The sequence below is a fragment of the Nonomuraea sp. 3-1Str genome (assembly GCF_031570565.1).
In the GTDB taxonomy this organism is placed as follows: Bacteria; Actinomycetota; Actinomycetes; order Streptosporangiales; family Streptosporangiaceae; genus Nonomuraea.
Map to the genome: position 1 here is coordinate 78,580 of NZ_JALHBK010000003.1, position 23,201 is coordinate 101,780.

21 protein-coding genes and 1 pseudogene are annotated in these 23,201 nt (G+C 71.7%); 7 read left to right on the top strand and 15 right to left on the bottom strand.

Going from position 1 to position 23,201, the window contains the following annotated elements; translation table 11 throughout:
* Nucleotides 1–16: 16 nt before the first annotated feature.
* The 9 genes from MTP10_RS07180 to MTP10_RS07220 form a co-directional block, all read right to left on the bottom strand.
* Complete coding sequence (locus MTP10_RS07180) at nt 17–1,294, bottom strand: ATP-binding protein (protein ID WP_310708230.1); 1,278 nt, start codon at nt 1,292–1,294, stop codon at nt 17–19.
* A 3-nt stretch (nt 1,295–1,297) separates the two neighbouring features.
* Complete coding sequence (locus MTP10_RS07185) at nt 1,298–1,966, bottom strand: response regulator transcription factor (protein ID WP_043620820.1); 669 nt, start codon at nt 1,964–1,966, stop codon at nt 1,298–1,300.
* Nucleotides 1,967–2,295: 329 nt separating this feature from the next.
* Nucleotides 2,296–2,775, bottom strand: coding sequence for a bacterioferritin (gene bfr, locus MTP10_RS07190; RefSeq protein ID WP_310708231.1), 480 nt, complete (start codon nt 2,773–2,775; stop codon nt 2,296–2,298).
* A 16-nt stretch (nt 2,776–2,791) separates the two neighbouring features.
* Nucleotides 2,792–2,968, bottom strand: a complete 177-nt coding sequence (locus MTP10_RS07195; RefSeq protein WP_310708232.1) for a (2Fe-2S)-binding protein — start codon at nt 2,966–2,968, stop codon at nt 2,792–2,794.
* 106 nt (nt 2,969–3,074) lie between these two features.
* Nucleotides 3,075–3,695, bottom strand: coding sequence for an MBL fold metallo-hydrolase (locus MTP10_RS07200; protein ID WP_310708233.1), 621 nt, complete (start codon nt 3,693–3,695; stop codon nt 3,075–3,077).
* Nucleotides 3,696–4,781 (bottom strand): S-(hydroxymethyl)mycothiol dehydrogenase, encoded by a 1,086-nt coding sequence (locus MTP10_RS07205; protein ID WP_310708234.1) that lies wholly within the window; start codon nt 4,779–4,781, stop codon nt 3,696–3,698.
* 15 nt (nt 4,782–4,796) lie between these two features.
* A complete protein-coding gene (locus MTP10_RS07210; protein WP_310708235.1) occupies nt 4,797–5,831 on the bottom strand; it encodes an adenylate/guanylate cyclase domain-containing protein in 1,035 nt (344 codons plus the stop codon).
* 30 nt (nt 5,832–5,861) lie between these two features.
* Nucleotides 5,862–6,374 carry a PH domain-containing protein gene (locus MTP10_RS07215; RefSeq protein WP_310708236.1) on the bottom strand — a complete coding sequence of 171 codons (513 nt, stop codon included), beginning with the start codon at nt 6,372–6,374 and terminating at the stop codon, nt 5,862–5,864.
* A 58-nt stretch (nt 6,375–6,432) separates the two neighbouring features.
* Complete coding sequence (locus MTP10_RS07220) at nt 6,433–7,254, bottom strand: biotin--[acetyl-CoA-carboxylase] ligase (protein ID WP_310708237.1); 822 nt, start codon at nt 7,252–7,254, stop codon at nt 6,433–6,435.
* A 109-nt stretch (nt 7,255–7,363) separates the two neighbouring features.
* Here MTP10_RS07220 and MTP10_RS07225 point away from each other — a divergent pair, with 109 nt between their 5' ends.
* The 3 genes from MTP10_RS07225 (at nt 7,364) to MTP10_RS07235 (ending at nt 11,670) form a co-directional block, all read left to right on the top strand.
* Entirely contained in the window at nt 7,364–9,568 is a 2,205-nt protein-coding gene (locus MTP10_RS07225) for an FdhF/YdeP family oxidoreductase (protein WP_310708238.1), read from the top strand.
* Nucleotides 9,565–10,404 (top strand): formate dehydrogenase accessory sulfurtransferase FdhD, encoded by an 840-nt coding sequence (fdhD, locus tag MTP10_RS07230; RefSeq protein ID WP_310708239.1) that lies wholly within the window; start codon nt 9,565–9,567, stop codon nt 10,402–10,404. The genes MTP10_RS07225 and fdhD overlap by 4 nt, the downstream gene beginning before the upstream one ends.
* A gap of 156 nt (nt 10,405–10,560) precedes the next feature.
* Complete coding sequence (locus tag MTP10_RS07235; RefSeq protein ID WP_310708240.1) at nt 10,561–11,670, top strand: epoxide hydrolase; 1,110 nt, start codon at nt 10,561–10,563, stop codon at nt 11,668–11,670.
* Nucleotides 11,671–11,816: 146 nt separating this feature from the next.
* On the opposite strand, the gene MTP10_RS07240 is transcribed toward MTP10_RS07235, so the two are convergent.
* The 4 genes from MTP10_RS07240 to MTP10_RS07255 all read right to left on the bottom strand — a co-directional run bounded on the left by MTP10_RS07240 (nt 11,817) and on the right by MTP10_RS07255 (nt 17,573).
* On the bottom strand, nt 11,817–12,425 hold the full coding sequence (locus MTP10_RS07240) for a hypothetical protein (RefSeq protein ID WP_310708241.1): 609 nt from the start codon (nt 12,423–12,425) through the stop codon (nt 11,817–11,819).
* Nucleotides 12,426–12,508: 83 nt separating this feature from the next.
* Nucleotides 12,509–15,130, bottom strand: coding sequence for a phosphoenolpyruvate carboxylase (locus MTP10_RS07245; protein ID WP_310708242.1), 2,622 nt, complete (start codon nt 15,128–15,130; stop codon nt 12,509–12,511).
* Between the two features lie 68 nt (nt 15,131–15,198).
* The gene (locus MTP10_RS07250; RefSeq protein ID WP_310708243.1) at nt 15,199–16,767 is read right to left on the bottom strand and encodes a hypothetical protein; all 1,569 of its coding nucleotides are present in this window, start codon (nt 16,765–16,767) and stop codon (nt 15,199–15,201) included.
* Nucleotides 16,764–17,573, bottom strand: a complete 810-nt coding sequence (locus MTP10_RS07255; RefSeq protein ID WP_310708244.1) for an ABC transporter ATP-binding protein — start codon at nt 17,571–17,573, stop codon at nt 16,764–16,766. The genes MTP10_RS07250 and MTP10_RS07255 overlap by 4 nt, the downstream gene beginning before the upstream one ends.
* A gap of 36 nt (nt 17,574–17,609) precedes the next feature.
* Here MTP10_RS07255 and MTP10_RS07260 point away from each other — a divergent pair, with 36 nt between their 5' ends.
* The 3 genes from MTP10_RS07260 to MTP10_RS07270 all read left to right on the top strand — a co-directional run bounded on the left by MTP10_RS07260 (nt 17,610) and on the right by MTP10_RS07270 (nt 20,467).
* The gene (locus MTP10_RS07260; protein WP_310708245.1) at nt 17,610–19,220 is read left to right on the top strand and encodes an acyl-CoA carboxylase subunit beta; all 1,611 of its coding nucleotides are present in this window, start codon (nt 17,610–17,612) and stop codon (nt 19,218–19,220) included.
* Complete coding sequence (locus tag MTP10_RS07265; RefSeq protein ID WP_310708246.1) at nt 19,217–19,417, top strand: acyl-CoA carboxylase subunit epsilon; 201 nt, start codon at nt 19,217–19,219, stop codon at nt 19,415–19,417. The genes MTP10_RS07260 and MTP10_RS07265 overlap by 4 nt, the downstream gene beginning before the upstream one ends.
* Before the next feature lie 108 nt (nt 19,418–19,525).
* A complete protein-coding gene (locus tag MTP10_RS07270; RefSeq protein WP_310708247.1) occupies nt 19,526–20,467 on the top strand; it encodes an NYN domain-containing protein in 942 nt (313 codons plus the stop codon).
* 157 nt (nt 20,468–20,624) lie between these two features.
* Here MTP10_RS07270 and MTP10_RS07275 read toward each other — a convergent pair.
* A pseudogene (locus MTP10_RS07275) lies at nt 20,625–20,756 on the bottom strand (hypothetical protein); the annotation flags it as partial.
* 53 nt (nt 20,757–20,809) lie between these two features.
* A complete protein-coding gene (locus tag MTP10_RS07280; RefSeq protein ID WP_310708248.1) occupies nt 20,810–21,781 on the bottom strand; it encodes a DUF5937 family protein in 972 nt (323 codons plus the stop codon).
* A gap of 62 nt (nt 21,782–21,843) precedes the next feature.
* Between MTP10_RS07280 and MTP10_RS07285 the strand changes: the two genes are divergently transcribed.
* The gene (locus MTP10_RS07285) at nt 21,844–23,097 is read left to right on the top strand and encodes an MFS transporter (RefSeq protein WP_310708249.1); all 1,254 of its coding nucleotides are present in this window, start codon (nt 21,844–21,846) and stop codon (nt 23,095–23,097) included.
* The last annotated feature ends 104 nt before the right edge of the window (nt 23,098–23,201 follow it).

Here is a 23,201-nt window from a genome sequence, read left to right on the forward strand (position 1 = left end):
CAGGCGGGAGGCACGGTCAGGCGGGCCCGCTGACCACCCGCGTCCGGTTGTTCTCCTCCACCGGCCGCAGGAAGATCGCGAACGTCGCCGGGCGGCGGCGCACCAGCTCCAGCCGGCCCCCGTCGGCGGCGGCCAGGGCGCGGGCCAGCGTCAGGCCGAGACCCGTGCCGCCTCCCCCGCTCACGTTCCGCTCGAAGACCTTGGGCGCGATGTCGTCGGCGATGCCGGGCCCCTCGTCGGCCACCTCGATCACGATGTAGCTGTCGCCCTGCGTGGTCGTGACTATGACGGTGCCCCCGCCGTGACGCAGTGAGTTCTCCAGCAGGGTGGCGATGACCTGCCCGAAGCCGCCGGTGGTGGCCAGCGCCTTGAGCCCGCGGGTGCCCTCCAGGAGCAGCGTGCGGTCGCAGCCGCGGAACACCGGCTCCCACTCGGTGATCTGCTGGATCAGCACCTCGTCGATGGAGACGGGCTCCGCCTGGGCGTGCCGCTGGCGGCGGGCCGCGGCGAGCAGCTCGTCGATGACGGCCGTGAGCCGTTCGGCCTGGACGATGGCGGCCTCGCCCTCCTCACGGACCACCGTGGGCTGGTCGGAGGCGGCGACGATCTCCTCCAGGCGCATGGTCAGCCCCGTCAGCGGGGTGCGCAGCTGGTGGGAGGCGTCGGTGGCGAACTCCCGCTCCCGGGTGAGCAGGTCGGAGATGCGGGTGGCACTGCGGTCGAGCACCTCCGCGACCTGGTCGAGCTCGGGTATGCCGTAGCGGTGTCTGCTCGGCCGGGCGTCGCCGGAGCCGAGCCGCTCGGCTATCTTCGCCAGGTCCAGCAGCGGCAGCGTCAACCGGCGAGACTGCACGATGGCCAGGCCGACGGCCACGGCCAGAGCCGCGACGGCGAGGGCCACGATCAGCAGCAGGCGCGCCCGGACATCCTGCTCGACCTGGTCCCGGTCGCGGCTCACCCGCACATAGATGCCGTTCTCGGACTGGGCGTCCTCGGCCATCTGGTGGCCCGGCGGCGACGCCGTGCCGACGATGGTCGCCTTGGGAGGGTTCGCTCGTTCGTAGATCTGGATGTAGCGGCCGGGATACTTCTGTTCGAGCTGCTGAGGGTCCAGCGGCGTCTCCTGGATGCGGGAGTACTCCACCTCCCCCACCAGTCGCGTCGCCTCCGCCCTGAGCTCCTGGGCCGCCTCGTCCACGATCAGGCGGCTGACCACGATGCCCAGGGGGACCCCCAGCAGCAGGACCGCGATGACCGCGACGACCAGAGTGGAAGTGAGCAGGCGGCGGCGCATCGCCTACTCGCGTTCGAAGCGGAAGCCGACTCCCCGGACGGTGGTGATGTAGCGGGGCTTCGCCGCGTCGTCGCCGAGCTTGCGGCGCAGCCACGAGATGTGCATGTCGAGCGTCTTGGTCGAGCCCCACCAGTTGGTGTCCCACACCTCGCGCATGATCTGCTCGCGGGTGACCACCTTGCCGGCGTCGCGGACCAGCACGCGCAGCAGGTCGAACTCCTTGGTCGTCAGATGCAGCTCCTTCTCCCCCATCCAGGCGCGGCGGGAGTCCGCGTCGATGCGGACGCCCTGGACCACCGGGGTCTCGGACGTGCCTCGGCGCAGCAGCGCGCGCACCCGGGCGAGCAGTTCGGCCAGGCGGAACGGCTTGGTGACGTAGTCGTCGGCGCCGGCGTCGAGGCCGACGACCGTGTCGACCTCGTCGACGCGGGCGGTGAGTATGAGAACCGGAGTGCCGTGTCCTTCGGCGCGGATCCGGCGGGCGACCTCCAGCCCGTCCATCTCTGGCAGGCCGAGGTCAAGAACGATCAGGTCGATGCCCCCCGACAGAGCCCTTTCCAGGGCCTGCGGGCCGTCGGGGCTCACCTCAACCTGATAGCCCTCACGGCGAAGCGCGCGCGCGAGCGGCTCGGAAATCGAGGTGTCATCCTCGGCGAGAAGTACGCAGGTCATGAAGCGATCGTAGGACCTTAAGCGATCGTTTCCCGGGCACAGCGCACGGTTTGACTTGTCGTTGACCTATCCATTGACCTGGGCAAACGCTGATAAATATCGGTTAGCCGGGCTTAAATTACCGCGATTAGCGGCCGGGACGGCGAATGAGCGCGTCCAGCGGCGCGAAATGGCGTACCGGGCCGGGCGTGTCGCACTCGGGCGTGTCGTTCATAAAATCCGTCCGGGAATGTACGGCCGTGTCCTGTGCCTCCGGCGGCGCGCACCCCGCCCGGAGACGGCGACGCCCGCCGGAGGGGGCCCCGGCGGGCGTGTCGCGCGAACGGGCGTCAGACGGTCGACGGCTCCGTGTAGCGGGCGAGGTAGAGCTGCTCGCCCAGGCTGTGGATGAGCGCCAGCTCCGTCTCCAGGTAGTCGATGTGGTGCTCCTCGTCGGCCAGGATCTCCTCGAAGATGCGGGCCGAGGTGACATCACCCTTCTCGCGCATGAGCTGGATGGCCGGGCGCAGCCGCTGCACCACCGACAACTCGATCTCCAGGTCGGCCTTGAGCTGCTCCTCGACGGTCTGCCCGATGTGCAGCGTGCCGAGCCGCTGGTAGTTGGGCAGCCCTTCGAGGAAGAGGATGCGGTCCGTCAGGCGCTCGGCGTGCCGCATCTCCTCGAACGACTCGTCGCGGGTGTGCTTGGCCAGCTTCGTGTAGCCCCAGTTCTCCTGCATCTTGGCGTGCAGGAAGTACTGGTTGATGGCGGTCAGCTCCGCCGTCAGCTGCTCGTTGAGCAACTCGATGATCTGCTTGTCGCCCTGCATGTACGGGCCCCTCGTGCTATGCGGTCGTCAGTTCCTCAGACCGTTTCAGCATCGCACAGATTTTCCGGACACAAGAGGCACAGTCCCCACCGGCACCAGTGGTGTCGCGCACCTGCCGGGCGCTGCGCGCGCCAGCGGCGATGCAGTCGTGCACCTCGTTCTCGGTCACGGCACGACAGACGCACACGTACATGCGGGGGAAGCCTCACTCTCTGGACGGTCCGTAGGTTAGGCATGCCTAATGTAACCCAGTTTGGTAAGGCTTGCCTACGTTACCTCCGCCACACCGAGGTAAGGGTTCAGTGTCCTCTGGCCAGCCATTCCTCCAGGTGGGGGGCCTCGGCGCGGATGGAGGTGGACTCGCCGTGGCCGGTGTGGACGACGGTCTCGGGCGGCAGCGTCAGCAGCCGGTCGCGGATCGAGGCGATGATCGTGTCGAACGAGGAGTAGGACCGGCCGGTCGCGCCGGGCCCGCCCTTGAACAGGGTGTCGCCGCTGAACAGCACGCCCAGGTCGGGCGCGTGCAGGCACACCGCGCCCGGGGAGTGGCCGGGGGTGTGCAGCACCTCCAGCGTGACGCCGCCCGCCTCCAGCTTCTCGCCGTCGGCCAGCGGCTCGTACGGCACCGCGTCGCCGTACACCTGCTCCCAGAGCACCTGGTCGGCGGGGTGCAGCCGGATCGGCGCGCCTGTCAGCTCGGCCAGCTCACGGGCGGCGTTGATGTGGTCGTTGTGCGCGTGCGTGCAGACGATGGCGGTGACGGTGCGCCCGCCGACGCGCTCGGCGATGGCGCGGGCGTCGTGGGCGGCGTCGATGACGAGCACCCGGCGCGCGTCACCGGCCAGCCAGACGTTGTTGTCGACGTCCCAGGTACCGCCGTCGAGCGTGAACGTCCCCGAAGTGATGACCTTGTCGAGCATTTAGAGGACCACCACCGATCGCAGCACCTCGCCGCGGCCCATCTTGGCGAACGCCTCCTCGACCTCGTCGAGCGCGATGGTCTCGGTGACGAACTTGTCGAGCGGCAGCCGGCCCTGCAGGTAGAGGTCGATGAGCATGGGGAAGTCGCGGCTCGGCAGGCAGTCGCCGTACCAGGAGGACTTCAGCGCCCCGCCGCGGCCGAAGACGTCGAGCAGCGGCAGCTCCAGCGTCATCTCCGGGGTGGGCACCCCGACGAGCACGACCGTGCCGGCCAGGTCGCGGGCGTAGAAGGCCTGCTTGTACGTCTCGGGCCGGCCGACCGCCTCGATGACCACGTCGGCCCCGAACCCGCCCGTGAGGTCGCGCACGGCCTCGACCGGGTCGCTCTCGCGGGAGTTGACCGTGTGGGTGGCCCCGAAGTCGCGGGCCCAGCCCAGCTTGCGGTCGTCCACGTCGATGGCGATGATCTTCGACGCGCCGGCCAGCGAGGCGCCCAGGACGGCCGCCCCGCCGACCCCGCCGCATCCGATGACCGCGACCGAGTCGCCGCGCGTGACGCCGCCGGTGTTGATCGCGGCGCCGAGCCCCGCCATGACGCCGCAGCCCAGCAGGCCGGCGACGGCCGCCGGCGCCTCGGGCGAGACCTTGGTGCACTGGCCCGCCGCCACGAGGGTCTTGCCGAGGAACGCGCCGATGCCGAGCGCGGGCGACAGCTCGGTGCCGTCCTCCAGCGTCATCTTCTGGGTGGCGTTGTGGGTGGCGAAGCAGTACCACGGCCGGCCGCGCAGGCAGGCGCGGCACTGGCCGCACACCGCCCGCCAGTTGAGGATGACGAAGTCGCCCGGCTCGACCCCGGTCACGCCCTCGCCGACGGCCTCCACGACGCCCGCCGCCTCGTGGCCGAGCAGGAACGGGAAGTCGTCGCTGATGCCGCCCTCCCGGTAGTGGAGGTCGGTGTGGCACACCCCGCACGCCTGCACGGCGACGACGGCCTCCCCCGGCCCGGGATCGGGCACGATCACGTTCTCGACGGAGACTTCCCGGCCTTTACCTCGGGCGATGACGCCCCGCACTTCGTACGGCATGGCAGCCATCCTGCGTCAGGAGGATGATCGCCGCAAGAGATGGGGGCGCACCACGCCGAGACCCCGGGCGGTCCTGCGCCGCATGCCGCGCACCTCGAATCCCGGCTCGCCCGCCAGTCCCTCGGCCAGGCCGGAGTCGACGACGACCGTGCCGGGCCTGGCGATGGCGGTGAGGCGGGCCGCCAGGTTGACCGTGGTGCCGTAGACGTCGCCCATCATCGGCACCACCGGCCCGTACGCCATCCCGATGCGCAGCTCGGCCGTGCCGGCCAGGTCGAGCGCGATGGCGGCGGCCCGCGCCGGGGTGGGGGCGGTGAAGAGCACCTCGTCGCCGAGGGTCTTGACCAGCCGGGCGCCGTGGGCCGCAACGATGTCGGCCGCCCGCGCCTCGAACCCCTCCACCAGGTCGGCCAGCTCCCGCTCGTCCAGCTCCCTGGCCCGCCTGGTGAACGCCACGAGGTCGGCGAAGCCCACGGCCATCGCCACGCGGCCCGGCGCGGCCTCGGGCGTCGCCACGCGGCCCGGCGCGGTCTCGGGGCGCGGGTCAGGGGCGGTCTCGGGGCGCAGGTCGGCCATGGCCAGCAGGCGCGTGCCCGCGGCGGCGAGCTGGGCCCGCCAGACGTGCACGAGGAGGTGCTCGAAGTCGGGCAGCAGCGCGCGGGCCGTGTCGAACACGCGCGCCACGTCGTCGTCGGACGGCTCGCCCTCCGCGGGCAGCAGGTGGCCGATGATGATCTCGGCCTGCCACTGGGCCAGCCGGGCCGTGGTCTGGCCGAGGGCACGGGCCATGCGGACGACCGTGGGCTCGTCCAGCAGGCCGCGGTCGAGCATCGTCCGCACCCGCGTCAGGGCGGCCACGTCGGCCTCGGAGAACGCGACGGCGTCGTCGGCGTGGGTGGGGAAGCCCAGGGCGCGCCAGACCCGCTCGGCCAGCTCCTGGGGCACTCCGGCGCCGGCCGCCACCTCGGTGCGGGTGCGGCTGGCGGGCGCGCCGGCCAGCAGCAGGCCGATCTCCTCAGCTGTGGGCCTGCGCGGCCCCTCCCGGCTCAACGGCCCTCCTCGCTCAACGGCCCTCCCGGCTCAACGGCCGTCGAGCTCGCCGTCGGTGGCGTCCTCCAGGAGCCGGAACAGGTCGGCCCGGACGTCCTGGAGGTGCGGGATGTCGCGGAGCACGATCTGGCCGCGGTCGCCCGCCGACTCCACGGTGAGCGTGCCGCAGCCGAGCAGCCGCTCGACGAACGTCTGGTCGGAGCTGACGGTGTTGACCTTGGCCATCGGGATCTCGTCGGTCGACTTGTTGAGCACCCCGGAGCTGATCGTGAAGCGGTGGGTGGTGAGCACGTAGCCGGTGTTCTTCCACTGGAGGTAGGGGACGAACGACCAGACGGTCAGCAGGACGAGGGCGACGGCGCAGACGGCGATCCTGGCGTAGGAGGCGTACTCCCAGTCGCCCGGGACGAAGTACACCGCCGCGCCCGAGGCCGCGGCGATGAGCACGAGCGCGGCGACGGGGCCGACGAGGCGCTTCCAGTGGGGGTGGAAGGACCTGACGCGGCGCTCACCCTGGGTGAGGTGATGGTCCGGGATGGTCATGCGCACATGCTGCCACCTACCGGGACGCGCGGCTACGCCCGTGGACGTAGGGGGGCCGTCACGCGGACGGGCGTAGGTGGACGACATCGCCGGCGCTGAGCGTGTGCTGCTCGCCACCGGCGGTGAGCCGGAGGCGGCCGGCCTCGTCGACGCCGGTGGCGCGGCCCGTCAGGAAGCGGCCGCCGGGCAGCTCCACCCGCACCTCACGCCCGATGGTGGCGCTGGAGGCCTGGTAGGCGGCGCGCAGCCCGGCCATGTCGGCGTCGCCGCCGGCCTCGGCCCAGTCGGCGTAGTGGCTCTCGACCTCGCGCAGCACCGCCCGCAACAACGGGTCGCGGTCGAGGCAGGCGGCCTCCTGGATGGCCAGCGACGTGGCGGTCTGCACGGGCAGCTCGTCGGCCCGCAGCGACACGTTGAGGCCCATGCCGACGACCACCGCGTCCTCCACGCGCTCGGCCAGCACCCCGGCCAGCTTGCGGTCGCCGACGAGCAGGTCGTTCGGCCACTTGAGGCGCACGTCCACCTCGGCCAGCCGGCGCACGGCCGAGGCGGCGGCCACCCCGAACAGCAGCGGCAGCCAGCCGTGCGTGGTGACCGGCGGCGCCGGCCTGAGCAGCACGGACACGGCCAGGCCGGAACGGGCGGGAGCGGTCCAGGTGCGGCCGAGCCGGCCCCGGCCCGCCACCTGCTCCTCGGCGACCAGCACCGTGCCCTCCACGGCGCCCTCCCGGGCCTGGCCGGCGAGGTCGGCGTTGGTGGAGCCGGTGCTCTCGACCACGGTCACGCCCGTCCACAGGCCGCCCGGCCGGACGAGGGCGCGGTTGAGCGCCGCCTCGGAGAGGGGCGGGCGGTTGAGGTCGGAGTAGCGCGAGTCGGGCACCTGTCCATCTTGGCTGACGCGCGGCACCGCCCGGACGCCGCCCCTGCCCTCCCGCGGGAGAGCCGGTGCGCCGGGCTTGGCCCGGCCGGGAAGCGAGCAAGATGGAGGGGTGAGCAAGCTTCTCGATCCACGCAACTGGGCGTCCTGGCGGCCGTTCGGCCTCGGTCTGCGCAAGCCGAACAACTACCTTGAGCTGCTGAAGGCGTTCCGGGCGGTCAAGGGTCGCAGGCGTTACGCCTGGCGGGTCCTCACGCAGGGCACGTGCGACGGCTGCGCGCTCGGCACCAAGGGCATGCGCGACTGGACGATGCGGGAAGTCCATCTGTGCAACATCAGGTTGCGCCTGCTGCCGCTCAACACGATGCCGGCGCTGGACGTCTCGGTGCTGCGTGACGTGTCGGGGCTGGAGGGCCGGCGCAGCGCGGAGCTGCGCGAGCTGGGGCGCCTGCCGTACCCGATGCTGCGCCGCGCAGGTGAGCCCGGCTTCACGCGCGTCCCGTGGGACGAGGCGCTCTCGATCGCCGCGGCCGGGCTGCGCGACGCGCGCTTCGGCGCGTACCTGACCAGCAGGGGCGTGCCGAACGAGAACTACTACGCCGCGCAGAAGGCGATGCGGGCGCTCGGCACCAACAACATCGACAACGCGGCGCGCATCTGCCACTCCCCCTCGACGGTCGCGCTCAAGCAGACGATCGGCGCGGCGGCCACCACCTGCTCCTACGCCGACTGGATCGGCTCCGACCTGATCGTCTTCATCGGCTCCAACCCGTCGAACAACCAGCCGGTGGCGATGAAGTACCTCTACCACGCCAAGAAGGCCGGCACCCGGGTGGCGATGGTCAACGCCTACCGCGAGCCGGGCATGGAGCGCTACTGGGTGCCGTCCAACGCGGAGTCGGCCGTGTTCGGCACGAAGATCACCGACGAGTTCTTCGGCGTGAACGTGGGCGGCGACATCGGCTTCCTCAACGGGGTGCTCAAGCACCTGGTCGAGCGGGAGTGGGTGGACGAGAAGTTCGTGGCGCTGCGTACGACGGGCTTCGAGCGGGCGCGCGAGGCGGTCCAGGCGCAGTCGTGGGAGGAGCTGGAGGCGCTGTCGGGGGCCTCGCGCGACGAGATGCTGCGGCTGGCGCGGCTGCTCGCGGAGGCCAGGTCGGCGGTGCTGGTGTGGTCGATGGGCATCACGCAGCACACCTTCGGCGAGGACAACGTGCGGGCCATCGTCAACCTGGCGCTCGCGCGCGGGTTCGTGGGGCGCGAGTACTGCGGGCTGATGCCGATCCGCGGGCACAGCGGGGTGCAGGGCGGCGCGGAGATGGGCGCGTACGCCACGGGGCTGCCGGGCGGGCTGCCGATCACCCCGGAGAACGCCGGGAGGTTCGCGGACCTGTGGGGCTTCGAGGTGCCGGCCACCCCCGGTCTGACCGCCACCGACATGATCGACGCCGCCCACGCGGGCGAGCTGGACGCGCTGATCTCCAGCGGCGGCAACTTCCTGGAGGTGCTCCCCGACCCCGGGTACTGCCGCGGCGCGCTGCGCCGGCCACGCCTGCGCGTCCACATCGACATCGTGCTGTCGTCCCAGATGCTCGTGCCGTCCGAGGGCGACGTGCTGCTGCTGCCCGCGCAGACCCGTTACGAGATGACGGGCGGCGTGACGGAGACCTCGACCGAGCGGCGGATCATCTTCTCGCCGGAGGTGGAGGGGCCACGGGTGGCGGAGGCGTGGCCGGAGTGGAAGATCTTCACCGAGCTGGCCGCCCGCAGCCGTCCCGCGCTGGCGTCGAAGGTCCGTTTCACCGGCACGCCCGCGATCCGCGAGGAGATCGAGCGGGCCGTGCCGTTCTACGCGGGCATCGCGGGGCTGAGCGCGTTCGGCGACAACGTCCAGTACGGCGGGCGGCACCTGTTCGCCGACGGCGGCTTCCAGACCCCCGACGGGCTGGCGAGGTTCTCGGCCGTGCCGCTGCCCGCGCTGGAGCGGCCGGACGGGTCGTTCATGGTCGCCACCCGGCGCGGCAAGCAGTTCAACAGCATGGTCCACGAGCGGCTCGACGGCTTCAACGGCGCCACGCGCGAGGCGGTGCTGATGAGCGCCTACGACGCCGACCGGCTCGGCCTGCCCGACGGCACCCCGGTCGAGCTGCGCTCCGGCGAGCGCTCCTACCGGGGCAAGGTGCTGAGGGCGCCCGTCATGCCGGGCAACCTGCAGATCCACTGGCCGGAGGGCAACGTCCTGCTCGACGAGTCGCGCCGCTCACCCGACGCCCGGATCCCCGACTACAACGCGACGGTGACGGTGCGCCGCGCATGAGCGAGCGCCCCGGGCCCACGACCCGCGTCCGCATCCGGCGGCTGACCGGCCCGGCCGCCACGGAGCGCCGTGACGACCTGGCCACCGAGGAGCCGCTGGAGATCCGGCTCGCCTCGCTCGACGGCGGACGCCGCACGGTGGCGATCACCATGCGCACACCGGGCCACGACTTCGAGCTGGCGGCCGGATTCCTGCACGCGGAGGGCCTGGTGCGGGCCGGCGGCATCGCCTCCATCGGCTACTGCACCGACGAGGACGTGCCGGTCGAGGCCCGCTACAACACGGTCACCGTACGGCTGCGCGGCCCGATCCCCGAGCTGCCGGCGCTGGAGCGCCACTTCCTGACCTCCAGCGCGTGCGGCGTGTGCGGCTCGGCCAGCCTCGACGCGCTGCGCGACCGCTGCCGTCCGGCGCCGCCCGGCGCCGTCGAGCTCACCCCCGAGGTCCTGTACGGCCTGCCGGACCGGCTGCGCGCGGCGCAGGGCGTCTTCGGCAAGACGGGCGGGCTGCACGCGGCCGGGCTGTTCACGGCGGAGGGCGAGCTGCTGGCCGTACGGGAGGACGTGGGCCGGCACAACGCGGTCGACAAGCTGACCGGCTGGGCGGCGCTGGCGGAGCGGCTGCCGCTGGACCGGCACGTGCTCATGGTCAGCGGCCGGGCCAGCTACGAGATCATGCAGAAGGCGCTGGCGGCCGGGATACCGGTGGTGTGCGCGGTGTCGGCGCCGTCGTCGCTGGCCGTGGACGTGGCCAGGGAGTTCGGCATGACGCTGGTGGGCTTCCTGCGCGGCGAGCGCTGCAACGTCTACGCGGGCCACGACCGCGTCCGCGTCTGACGACATGGGTCGTGGCGGACATCATCCATGACGTGCCGCCACCGGCGGCTCCCATCGGCGTAGGCGGCATCCCGCCCAAACAGTGGAACACATCATTCCGTTCTGCTATTCTGGAACAGAACAAAGCGTTCCGTTCCTTTACGAAGAGGTGTCAGCATGACCGCCATCAGCGCCGAGATCCGTCCCTTCCGCGTCGAGATCCCCCAGGCCGAGCTCGACGACCTGCAGACCCGCCTCGCGCTGACCCGCTTCGTCGACGAGATCCAGGGCGCCGACCAGGGCGTCAGCGTCGAGCGGGTCAGGCGGCTCGTCACCCACTGGCGCACCGGCTTCGACTGGCGCGCCCAGGAGGCCCGCCTCAACGCCCACCCGCAGTTCACCACCGAGATCGACGGGCAGAACATCCACTTCATCCACGTCCGCTCCGACGACCCCGACGCCCTGCCGCTGCTCCTCACCCACGGCTGGCCCGGCTCGATCGCCGAGTACCTCGACGCCATCGAGCCGCTGTCGCGCCACCACCACCTGGTCATCCCGTCGCTGCCCGGCTACGGCTTCTCCGGCCCGACCACCGAGACCGGCTGGGACAACATCCGCATCGCCCGCGCGTGGGCCGAGCTCATGTCCCGCCTCGGCTACGAGCGCTACGGCGCGGTCGGCAACGACGCCGGGTCCATGATCTCCCCCGAGCTGGCCCGCATCGCCCCGGACCACGTCGTCGGCGTCCACGTGACCCAGCTCTTCTCCTTCCCCTCCGGCGACCCGGCCGAGTTCGCCGGCCTCACCGAGGAGGACCAGGCCGGGCTGGCTGTGCTCGACTGGTTCTGGAAGGAGAAGGGCGCGTTCAACGTCCTGCAGTCGCAGCAGCCGCAGACGCTGGCGCACGCCATCACCGACTCCCCCGCCGGCTTGGTCGGCTGGCTGGCCCAGCTCTTCGACGAGGACCTCGACGACGACTTCGTGCTGCTGAACGCCGCGATCCACTGGTTCACCGGCACGTCCGGCTCGGCGCTGCGCCTGTACTGGGAGAACGCCCGCGCCCAGCAGAGCGCTCAGCAGGCCGCCAAGGAGCCGACGACGGTGCCGATGGCGCTGGCCATGGCCGAGGGGGACTTCAGGTCCATCCGCCGCTTCGCCGAGCGCGACCACGCCGGGATCGTCTCCTGGAAGACGCTCCCGGCCCCGGCCCACGGCCACTACACGGCCCACACCGCCACGGAGGCCCTCACCTCCGACATCCACACCTTCTTCGCCGGCCTGCGCTGAGCGCGGCGCGGGTCGGCGAGGAGATCTCACTGGACCCGTCTGGGAGATGGCGGCTACACTGTGTGAAGACGCCGCCGCTTTTCGGAGCGGCCGGAAGTGAGCCCGGGAAGGTCCCTCCGGACGGAGGGGTCCCGGGCTCGCGGCTTTCACGGGCCGGTTCGGTGGATCTCCAGGCAGCCGTCCAACTTTTTCAGGTAAGTGTCATCGCCAGTACGACTTGACACCATGGCGCCGGCCACCCAGTCGGCCGCCCAGAGCAGTGGTTCCGCCGCGCCTGCGAGGTGGTGCACGCGCGTTCGCACAGGCAACTGCCTCCGCGCCAACAACGCGTCCACGAGGCTTCGGTCCTTCCTGTTCTGGGACGCCTCCCGAGACTCAAGGATGAGCTCGGTGACACCCGCCCTGGACAGCTCCCACAGCAGTAGGTCCAGGCACTTCCTACGACGTCGTTCAGCGCTGGCGCCGGGATCACCCTCATGAAGCACGATCACGAAGAGCACACCCAGGCCTTCCAGGAGTTCGCAGATCTCCATGCGGCGGCAAGCCGACTCCTTGACCCAGTGCACCTTGCGTTGGCCGCCAAGGCGTAGCGAGACCAGACGCTGCCTGATCTCGCCGGCCGACGCGCTCTGCACGATCACCGAAGCCAGGATGTAAACGTGAGGGTCGAGGCGCTGGTTCGACTCCGACTCGTCGACGTAGGCGATCCATGCTGCGGGGTCTGCATCAGCGAATCCGTGGCAGGAGGAGAGCATGCGATTACGCTAAGTCAAAACACCCCACTCTTTTGAGAGAAGTCCGAAGGGAAATCGCCACCGCTCAGCCATGGCCCTGCGGGTCAGCCGGTGTTCTGGAGGCCGGCGGCGACGCCGTTGACCGAGAGCAGGAGGAGCGTGGACAGGCGCTCGCGCTCGTGGTCGGACGGGGTGCCGGTGCGTAGGGCGCGCAGGGCGCGGAGCTGGAGGTGCGACAGCGCGTCCACGTACGGGTCGCGGAGCTGCACGGCGCGCGAGAGGACCTTGCGGTTCTCCAGCAGCCGCGTGTGCCCCGTGACCTCCAGCACCAGGCGCCGCGTCCGGTCGTACTCCTCCAGGACCTGGCGCGCGAAGTCGGGCCGGCCGCCCAGCTCCAGGTAGTGCTCGGCGATCGAGCGGTCGGTCTTGGCCAGCGACATCTCGGCGTTGTCGAGCAGGGCGTTGAACAGCGGCCACTCCTGGTACGCGGCCCGCAGCTCCTCCAGCGAGCCGACCGCGGCCAGGCCGGCGCCCAGGCCGTACCAGCCGGGCAGGTTGACCCGGGTCTGCGCCCAGGCGAACACCCACGGGATGGCGCGCAGGTCGTCCAGGGAGCGGGGAGCGCCGAGGCCGCGGCGCGCCGGGCGTGAGCCGAGCCGCAGGGAGCCCAGCTCCTCCAGCGGGCTGACCAGGCTGAACCACTCGGGGAAGCCGGGCGCCTCCGTGAGCGACCGGTAGGCGCTCTCGGAGGCCGTCGCCACCCGCTCGGCCAGCGGGCGGAAGCGCTCGGCCGCGGCGGCCGTGCGCGCGCCGACCGTGACCGAGGAGGCGAGCAGCACGGCGTTGGCCACCTGCTCCATGTGGCGGCGGGCGATCGCCAGGTGGCCGTAGCGGGCGAAGATCACCTCGCCCTGCTCGGTGACCTTGAAGCTGCCCGCGACCGAGCCGGGGGCCTGGGCGAGCACGGCGCGGTTGGCGGGGCCGCCGCCCCGGCCCAGCGCGCCGCCGCGGCCGTGGAACATGCGCAGCCGCACGTCGTGCTCGGCCGCCCAGGCGGTCAGCCGCTCCTGGGCCTCGTACAGCCGCAGCGTGGCCGCGGCCGGGCCGAGCTCCTTGGCCGAGTCGGAGTAGCCGAGCATGACCTCCATGCGCCGGCCGGTGGCGGCGAGCCGCTCGCGCACCTGCGGGATGTCGAGCATGCCGGACAGCACGTCCGGCGAGTTGGCGAGGTCCTGACCCGACTCGAACAGCGGCACCACGTCGAGCACCGGCGCCCGCGTCCCGAGCGCGTGCCGGGCCAGCTCGTAGACGGCGGCCACGTCGGCCGCGCCCCGGGTGAAGGACACCACGTAACGGGAGCAGGCGCGCACGCCGAACCGCTCCTGGATCCAGCCGATCACCCGGATCGTCGACAGCACCTCCTCGGTGCGCTCCGACAGCTCGCCGCCGGCCCTGATCTCCTCCAGCGCCGCGGCGTGAACCTGGGAGTGCTGGCGCACCTCCAGCTCGGCCAGGTGGAAGCCGAACGTCTCCACCTGCCAGATGAGGTGCTGCAGCTCTCCATACGCCTGGCGGGCGGCGTCGCGGGCCAGCGAGTCCTGGGCCAGGCGCAGGTCGGCGAGCAGGTCGCCGGGCGACAGGTAGGCGAGGTCGAGGTCGCGGCGGCGGGTGGCGGCGATGCGGGCCGCGACGAACAGCAGCCACTGCCGGTGCGGCTCGCGCGGGGACCGGGTGGCCAGCTCGGAGACCAGCTCCGGGTGGGCGTCCTCGGCCGCGTCGATGGCGCTCTTCAGCTCGGGCGACGGCGGCGCGAACTCGGCGGTGGCGGTGAGGGTGCGGCCGATGCGGGTGGTGGCGTTCTCCAGCGCGGTCAGCACGTGCTCGGCCTGGATCTGCACGGCCTCGCGGGTGACCTTGGCGGTGACGTTGGGGTTGCCGTCGCGGTCGCCGCCGATCCAGCTTCCGTAGCGGATGAACGGCCGCGCCAGCGGTGCCCGGGTGCCCGTGCCGTCGGCCAGCGCGGCGTCGAGCGAGCGGTAGACCTGCGGGACGACGCGGAACAGGGTCTCGTCGAAGGCGGCCATGGCGGTGCGCACCTCGTCGAGCGGGTCGAGCTTGCTCGGGCGCAGGTGGGCGGTGCGCCACAGGAGGTCGATCTCCTCCAGCAGCCGCCGCCGGCTCTCGGCCCGCTCGGAGGCGCCCCGGCCGGGGGTGTTGTACTCGGTCAGCCGCCCACTGATCCGCTGGATCGCGGTGACGACGGCCCGCCTGCGCGCCTCGGTCGGGTGGGCGGTGAGCACCGGGTGCAGCTCCAGGCGCTCGACCAGCTCGGCGACGCGGTCGGCGCCCAGCTCGTGCACGGCGTGCGCCAGCGACTCGCGCTGAACGCCGCCCTCGGTGTCGCGCTCGCGCAACGTACGGATGCGGTAGTGCTCCTCGGCCAGGTTGGCCAGATGGAAGTAGCACGTGAACGCGCGAGCGATCTGGACGGCCCGGTCGATCTCCCACGCCTCCACCATGGCGGTGATCTCGTCGGCCGACGCCTCGCCCCTGCGGGCGGCGATGACCGCCTTGCGCAGTCTCTCGACGTCGGCCAGGAGGTCTTCGCCCCCCTGCTCGGCAATGACCTGTCCGAGCAGCTTGCCGAGCAGCCGCACATCGTGCCGGAGCTCGTCGGGCATCTCGGTGACGGCGGCGCTACGACGCTCGATCCCCTGGTCAATCATGTGTCGAAGGGTATCCAGTCGCCGACGGAGGCCGTAGTCCGGTCTCACCTAATGGACTAGACCACTGCTCACGTGGGACGGGACACGGCCGCCACGAGCTCGGGCATGCGGGAGAAACCGATCGTCGCGCCGAGCCGGCGGCCGAGCGTCTCGATCAGCAGACCGTAGACCGGGGCGACGACGCAGAGCCAGACGAGTCCGAACGCGATCGGCACCGCGAGCGGCAGCGTCAGGGCGGCGATCCCGGCGAAGGCCCCCATGGAGGACACGAACGCCTGGCCGCCCTGCCCGGGGGCGGCTCCAGTGAAGGCGTTCATGCGCTCGGGCACCGTGTACGGGATCGCCACGCTGGTCACGGCGCCGACGCCGAGCCCGACGCCGAGCGCGCCCCAGCCGGCCAGGACGGCGAACGGGATGGCCGTCGGCTGGCCGGTCAGCAGCGAGCCGGCCACGGCGATGGCGACCAGCAGCGGCGTCGCGGCGATGGCGTTGGCCAGGTGGCGGCCGGCCAGGTCGGTGCGGAAGCCGTCCTCCGAGCCGATGGCCACGACGTTCATCCAGAGGGACGCGCCGTCGATGCCGTAGAGGTTGCCGGACTGGAGCGCGATCATGATGGCGGCCATCGAGGTGGTCGCGATGGGCAGCCACGGGCCGGCCCCGCCCGGGATGTTGGAGCTGAGCGAGAGGGCGAGCACGGCGCTGACCACGACCGAGGTGAACCAGAGCACCCGGAACCGGGGCTCCCGCCGCAGGTACTTGAGCTCCTTGGCGACCACGGCCGCCAGCGGCCCGTCGGGCAGGAACCGGTCGGCCAGCCCGCTCCCCTCGCGCACGGAGGAGCCCTGGGTGGAGGCGTCGGGGGTGACCAGCGCCCGGCTCAGCGCCTTGATCCACAGCCAGGCGGCCAGCACCACGACGAGCGCCACGACGGCGACCTCGGCCAGGCCGAAGAGCCCGCCGTCGGCGATCGCGTGGGCCAGCATGCCCGGCGGCGTCCACCGCAGGACTCCCGCCGTGCCGCGCAGCATCGCGGCGGGGTCGCCGAGGTTGGTGTTGAGGAGCAGGTTGGGCAGCTGGGCCAGCACCACGACGAACAGCGCGGCCACGGCCAGCATGTCGCGCCCGCGCCGGGTGCGCAGGGCGCCCGACAACGACGTGGTCACGAGCCGGGAGAGCACCAGGCAGAGGGCGAACTGCAGGAGCACCGCCACCGCCCCGACGAGCACGCCGCCGGGGCTCGTCGCGAGGCCGGCCAGCCCGCCGGCGACGACCACGAGCGTGGCGACCGGCCAGACGCCGGTGGCCGACGCGGTGAACATGCCGACCGCCAGCTCACCCGTGCGGAGGGGGAACAGCGACAGCCGGGCGGGGTCGAGCGTGTCGTCCAGCCCGAACGCGAGCAGCGGCACGACCATCCAGCCCACGAGGATGGCGGAGTAGGCGACGACGACGATGTCGGCGGCCACGTCGTGCGGCGCGAGGCGCACCAGCGCCATGAGCGCGAAGCCGAGCACGGCGAGGCCGGCGGCCACGACGAGGGAGAAGACGAAGCCGAGCTTGCGCTGGAGGTCGCCGCGCAGGTTGCCGGCGAGCAGGCGCAGCTTGAGCTGCGCGAACAGCGCGACCGTGCCGCTCACGACTCCTCCTGATGGGCGCCGAGCTCCTGGCGGGCGCCGGGCTCCTGGTGGGCGCCGAGCCAGGTCAGGCCCGCGTCGCCGCCCGTGCGGGGCCCGCCGACGAGCTGGAGGAACGCCTCGTTGAGGCTGCGGCCGCCGCGTACCTCGGCGAGCGGCCCCTGGGCCACGATGTGGCCGCCGCTCATCACCGACACCCAGTCGCACAGCCGCTCGACCAGGTCCATGACGTGGCTGGAGAAGATGACGGTCGAGCCGGAGGCGGTGAAGCGCCGCAGCACCTCGGTGAGGGTGCTGGCGCTGACCGGGTCGACTCCCTCGAACGGCTCGTCGAGGAACAGCACGGCCGGGTTGTGCAGCAGCGCCGCCGCCAGCCCGATCTTCTTGCGCATGCCGGTGGAGTAGTCGACGACGAGCTTGCCGGCCGCCTCCTCCAGGTCCATGACCCGCAGCAGCTCGGTGGCGCGCCGCTCGACGTCGGCCTTGTGGATGCCGCGCAGCCGGCCGTTGTAGAGGAGCAGCTCCCGGCCCGACAGCCGCTCGAACAGCCGCAGCCCTTCGGGCAGCACGCCGATGCGCGCCTTGACCTGGAGCTGGTCGCGCCAGACGTCGAGGCCGCCCACCTCGGCACGGCCGCCGTCGGGGCGCAGTAATCCGGTGACCATGCTGAGCGTCGTCGTCTTGCCCGCGCCGTTGGGGCCGACGAGGCCGGCGAAGCTGCCCGCCGGGACGACGAGGTCGACACCCGCGACCGCCACCTGCGGTCCGTAGCGCTTGAAAAGGCCGTGCGTGCGAACCGCGTCCGTCATGGATCCACTCTAGGAGGAGGGATTACCCTTGCGCGCATGACAGCGGACGCCATACCAGAAAAGCCGGACACCCACACCACGGACAACCACACGGACGTCCACACCACGGGCGGGAAGATCGCGGACCTGGAGCGGCGGCTGGACGAGGCGGTCCATGCCGGCTCGGCCGCGGCGGTGGACAAGCAGCACGCCCGGGGCAAGATGACGGCCCGCGAGCGGGTGCTGGCGCTGCTGGACGAGGACTCGTTCGTGGAGTTCGACGCGCTCGCCCGGCACCGGTCGACGATGTTCGGGCTGGAGCGGCGCAGGCCGTACGGCGACGGCGTGATCACCGGCCACGGCACCGTGGACGGGCGGCAGGTGTGCGTGTTCTCGCAGGACGTGACGGTGTTCGGCGGCTCGCTCGGCGAGGTGTACGGCGAGAAGATCGTCAAGGTGCTGGACATGGCGCTGAAGACGGGCTGTCCCATCATCGGCATCAACGAGGGCGGCGGCGCGCGCATCCAGGAGGGCGTGGTCGCGCTCGGTCTGTACGCGGAGATCTTCAAGCGCAACGTGCACGCGTCGGGCGTGATCCCGCAGATCTCGCTCATCATGGGCGCCGCGGCGGGCGGTCACGTGTACTCGCCCGCGCTGACGGACTTCGTCGTCATGGTGGACCAGACCTCGCAGATGTTCATCACCGGGCCGGACGTGATCAAGACGGTGACGGGTGAGGAGGTCACGTTCGAGGAGCTGGGCGGGGCGCACACGCACAACACCAAGTCGGGCGTGGCGCACTACCAGGCCGCCGACGAGAACGACGCGCTGGAGTACGTCAAGGAGTTGCTGTCCTACCTGCCCTCCAACAATCTGGACGAGGCGCCGGCCTACGACACGGCGGCCGACCTGGAGCCCGATCCCGAGCTGGACGGGCTGATCCCGGACTCGTCGAACCAGCCGTACGACATGCACCGGGTGATCGAACGGGTGCTCGACGACGGTGAGTTCCTGGAGGTCCACGCGCTGTTCGCGCCCAACATCGTGGTCGGGTACGGCCGGCTGGACGGGCAGTCGGTCGGCGTGGTCGCCAACCAGCCCATGCATTTCGCCGGATGTCTTGATATCAACGCATCCGAGAAGGCTGCCCGTTTCATACGAACATGTGATGCTTTCAATATCCCAATCCTGACATTTGTTGATGTTCCGGGATTCCTGCCGGGTACAGATCAGGAATGGAACGGAATCATCCGGCGCGGGGCGAAGCTCCTCTACGCCTACGCCGAGGCCACCGTCCCGCTCGTCACGGTGATCACCCGCAAGGCGTACGGCGGGGCGTACGACGTCATGGGCTCCAAGCACCTGGGCGCGGACGTCAACCTGGCCTGGCCGACCGCGCAGATCGCGGTGATGGGCGCCCAGGGCGCGGTCAACATCCTGTACCGGCGCGAGCTGGCGGCGGCCGACGACCCGGACGCCGAGCGCGCCCGGCTGGTGACGGAGTACGAGGACACGCTGGCCAACCCGTACATCGCGGCCGAGCGGGGTTACGTGGACGCGGTGATCAAGCCGTCGGAGACCCGGGCCCAGGTCGTACGGGCGCTGCGCGCGCTGCGCAACAAGCGTGCCTCACTACCGGCGAAGAAGCATGGGAACATCCCCCTATGAAGCCGCACCTCAGGATCGTCCGGGGCGACGCCACGCCGGAGGAGATCGCCGCACTCGTGGCCGTCCTCGCCACCCGCGCCGCCCCGTCGCGACCGTCCGCCGCGCCCTCTCCACAAATGTGGCGAAACCCGGCTAGAAGGATGCGTAAGCCCCTCTCTCCGGGGAAGGCGGCTTGGCGGATGAGCGCCCTGCCCTAGAGAGATCCCAGGAAACGGGTGTCAACTTCCCAGGGAGTTGGGACTATCTAGAAAAAAGCAGGAGTATATAGTCGGCCGATCAACTAACGCTGCGGCCTGGAGGACATCATGGCCATCCCAGACCTCATGCCGCATCCTGTGGCGGCCAAGTACGCCGTCCTCGTGGATGTCGGATACCTGTACGCCGCCGCGGGTGAAGTCCTGCTGGGGGCCAAGGAACGTAAAGAATACCGGGTGGCCGCGGATGAGCTGATCCAAAGTCTCCAGAAGCATGCGATGGAACGTATTTCCGGTGAGCTGCTGCGGATCTATTGGTATGACGCCGCCCGCGACCGCGTGCCCACCGTGGACCAGCGGGTCATCGCCCAGCTGCCCTGGGTCAAGGTACGGCTTGGCAACCTCAACGCCCGCGGCCAGCAGAAGGGCGTCGACGCGCAGATCAGGAGCGACCTGGAGGCGCTGGCCCGCCACCACGCGGTGACCGACACGATACTGCTGGCCGGGGACGAGGACATGGTGCCCGCCGTGGAGGCCGCCCAGGCGTACGGGGTGCGCATCCACCTGTGGGGCGTCGAGCCGCCGTACGGGACCAACCAGGCCGAGCGGCTGGTGTGGGAGTCCGACACCGTCGAAGTGATCTCCGCTGATTTCCTGAGGCCCTTTTTCAGCCGTGCCCCGCAGCCCGTGCCGGTCGCGCCGCCCGTGGCCGCGCCGTCGCCCGCGCAGGTGTTCGCCGGGCGCGCGCCCGTCAAGCCGCATGTCAAGCCCGGCCAGGTGGCCAAGCTCGGCCCCAGCCGCCCGCGGGTGGAGGACGTCGGCGAGCACGTGGCGCAGAAGTGGATCCTCACGCGTGGCCGCGACAACATCCGCGACCTGCTTCCCGGCCCGATCCTGCCCACGGTCATCGACACGGAGCTGCTGATCGAGGCCGAGAAGGAGCTGGGCCACTCGCTGCGGCCGTTCCCGGAGGCCAGGGTGTGGCTGCGCGACGGGTTCTGGGCCCGGGTCTACCGGGAGTTCGACCTGGGCGTGGGCGTCTCGTCCAAGTGACCGGCGGGGAGCGGGCCCCGCCACGCCCGCTCCCCGAGGATCGCCATGGCGGCGGGCAGCAGCACGCCGCGCACCACGGTGGCAGCAGCGACTCCAGATGACCGTCCTGGAAGACCCGGACGAGCACCCCGTACGAGGCCCCGATCGACAGCAGGTTGAGCGCGATCGACATCAGCGGGATGGCCCACGACCGGAACGTCACCGCCAGCAGCACGAACGCCAGCACGAGCACGAACCCGAAGACGGCCGGGGTGCGGCCGTTGACCTGCTGCGCGAAGTCGTACGGCATGGCGGTCTTCCCGCCCACGGCGTAGCCGTGCCTGGGCCGCCGAGTTGCCTTCTTCAGGTGCGGTGCCCGAGGAGCGTCTCGGCCACCGCGGTGCGCGCGTACAGGACGTACCTCCCGGTGCGGTGCGACGTGCACAGGCCGGCGTCGCGCAGCGCCGTGAGGTGCCGGCTCACGCCCGGCTCGGCCAGCTCCAGGCGCCGGGCGAGGTCCTGCGTGGAGGCGGGCTGGTCCAGCTCGGCCAGCAGCCGGGCGCGGGTGCGGCCGAGCACCGTGGCCAGCGCGGAGGGCGTGTCCGCCGCGCGGCTCTCCCACAGCGTGGCCACGCCGCGCGGCGGGTAGCGGACCGTCGGCTGGTACGGCGGCGTCGTGACGGAGAAGACCCTCGGCCAGGCGAACACGCACGGCACCAGCAGCAGCCCCAGGCCGCGCAGTGAGCGGACGCCCGACACGTAGCGGTTCCGCACGTGCAGCCTGCCGTCCTCCCAGGTGACGCCGTCGTCGAGGTCGGCCAGCATGCGGTCCGCGCCGCCCTCGGCGAGCACCCTGGCGCGGCGCAGGATCTCGCCGTCGAGCAGCGACCTGATCCTCGGCCAGTACGGGGCGATGGCCGCCTCCCAGTACCCGCCGACCTCCTCCGCCAGGCGTTCCAGCCCCTTGTCCGGGTCGTCGTACAGGGCCTGGACGCGTTCGGTGCGGGGGCCGCCCACGTTGTCGAGGTCGGCGCGGACGCGGCCGGCGGCGGCGCGCATCGTGGCGAGCTCCACCTCCAGGTCGGGCGTCGAGGTGGACGGCGGGGTGCAGGTGAAGCCGGCGATCGAGACCGTGGGAACGGGCACGAGGTCGGACAGCAGGCGGAAGTCGACGTCCGCCAGGCGGCGCCGTACCTGCTCGGCCCAGGGGCGCAGGGCGGAATGGGCGGCGGGGTCCTTGACCACGCGGACGCTGGCCACGACCTCGCCCAGGGGTGAGACGGCGAAGCGGATGTTGGCCATGTCCTGGGCCGTGAACGCCAGGGTGAGGGGCATGTGGATTAACGCCTCACTTCATCAATAGCCCTATAGGCCGATATTTCAGCATCGTCGGTGGCATGACTTCCACCTCCTCCCCCGCCACCCCTGTTCCGGCCGCCGCCGCGACCCCGCTGCTGCGACACCGCGGCTTCCGCAGCCTGTACGTCGCCGGAGCGGTCAGCGGGCTCGGCAGCCAGGTCAGCCAGGTCGCCCTCCCCCTGCTCGCGGTCACCGCGCTCGGCGCGGGTCCCGGCGAGGTCGGGCTGCTCAGCGCGCTGGGCACGCTCACGGTGCTGCTGCTCGGGCTGCCGGCGGGCGTCTGGGTCGACCGCTCACGGCGGCGGAGCCTGATGATCATCACCGATCTCGCGCGGGCGGTCGTGCTGCTGTCCGTGCCGGTCGCGTGGTGGATGGGAGGGCTCGGCATGGGCCAGCTCTACGCCGTGGCGGTGCTGATGGGGGCCGGGACGATGGTGTTCGACCTGGCGGCCGTGAGCGTGCTGCCGGGGCTCGTCGGACGGGATCGGCTGATGGCGGCCAACTCGCTGCTCGTGGGCACCCAGGCCGGGATGGACGTCACCGGCAAGAGCCTGGGCGGCGTGCTGGTGCAGGCCGTGGGGGCGCCCGTGGCGCTGCTGCTCGACGCGCTCAGCCACCTGTGGTCGGCCGCCTGGCTGCGCCACGTCCCCGAGCCGGCTCCCCCGGACCGCCCGGCGACGGCCGAGGGGGTGGGACGGCAGATCGCCGAAGGGGTGCGCTTCCTGCTCGGCAACACCGTCCTCGTCGCGCTGTGCGCGATGGGGGCCATGGCGAACCTGGCCTTCCCCCTGCTCTCGGTGCTGCTGCCCGTGCTCCTGGTCCGGCAGCTCGGTTATCCGGAGTGGGTGCTCGGGGCGTACCTCGCGGCGGGCGGGCTGGGCACGCTCGCCGGGTCGGCCACCGCGCACCTGTTCGGCCGCCGGCTCGGCGCCGGGCGGACGACCCTGCTGCTCAGCCTCGCCACGGCGCCCCCGGCGTTCGTGATCCCGTTCCTCGACCGCGGCCCGTGGCTGTGGGCCGCGGCCGGGGCGTGGTTCGTGCTGACATTCCGCACGGGGGTGAACAACGTGCTGCTGGTCAGCGTGCGGCAGCGGATCATCCCGGACGGCATGCTGGGCCGGGCGAACGCCACGATCCGCCTCGTCCTCATCGGTGCCGTCGGCCTCGGCGGGCTGCTCGCGGGCGTTCTGGGCGAGGTGTGGGGCGTGCGGGCGGCGCTCTGGGCGGGTGCGGTGATCATGGCGCTGAGCTGGCTGCCGGTCGTGCTCTCGCCACTGCGCCGTCAGCGTTGATCTCGCCCCGCGACAGGGTCCGATTTCCGCCACTCACCCCGTACGACCTGCTGACCTGCGGTTTCACGTTGAGGTCCGATTTCCGCCGGTCCCACCGTCCCGAC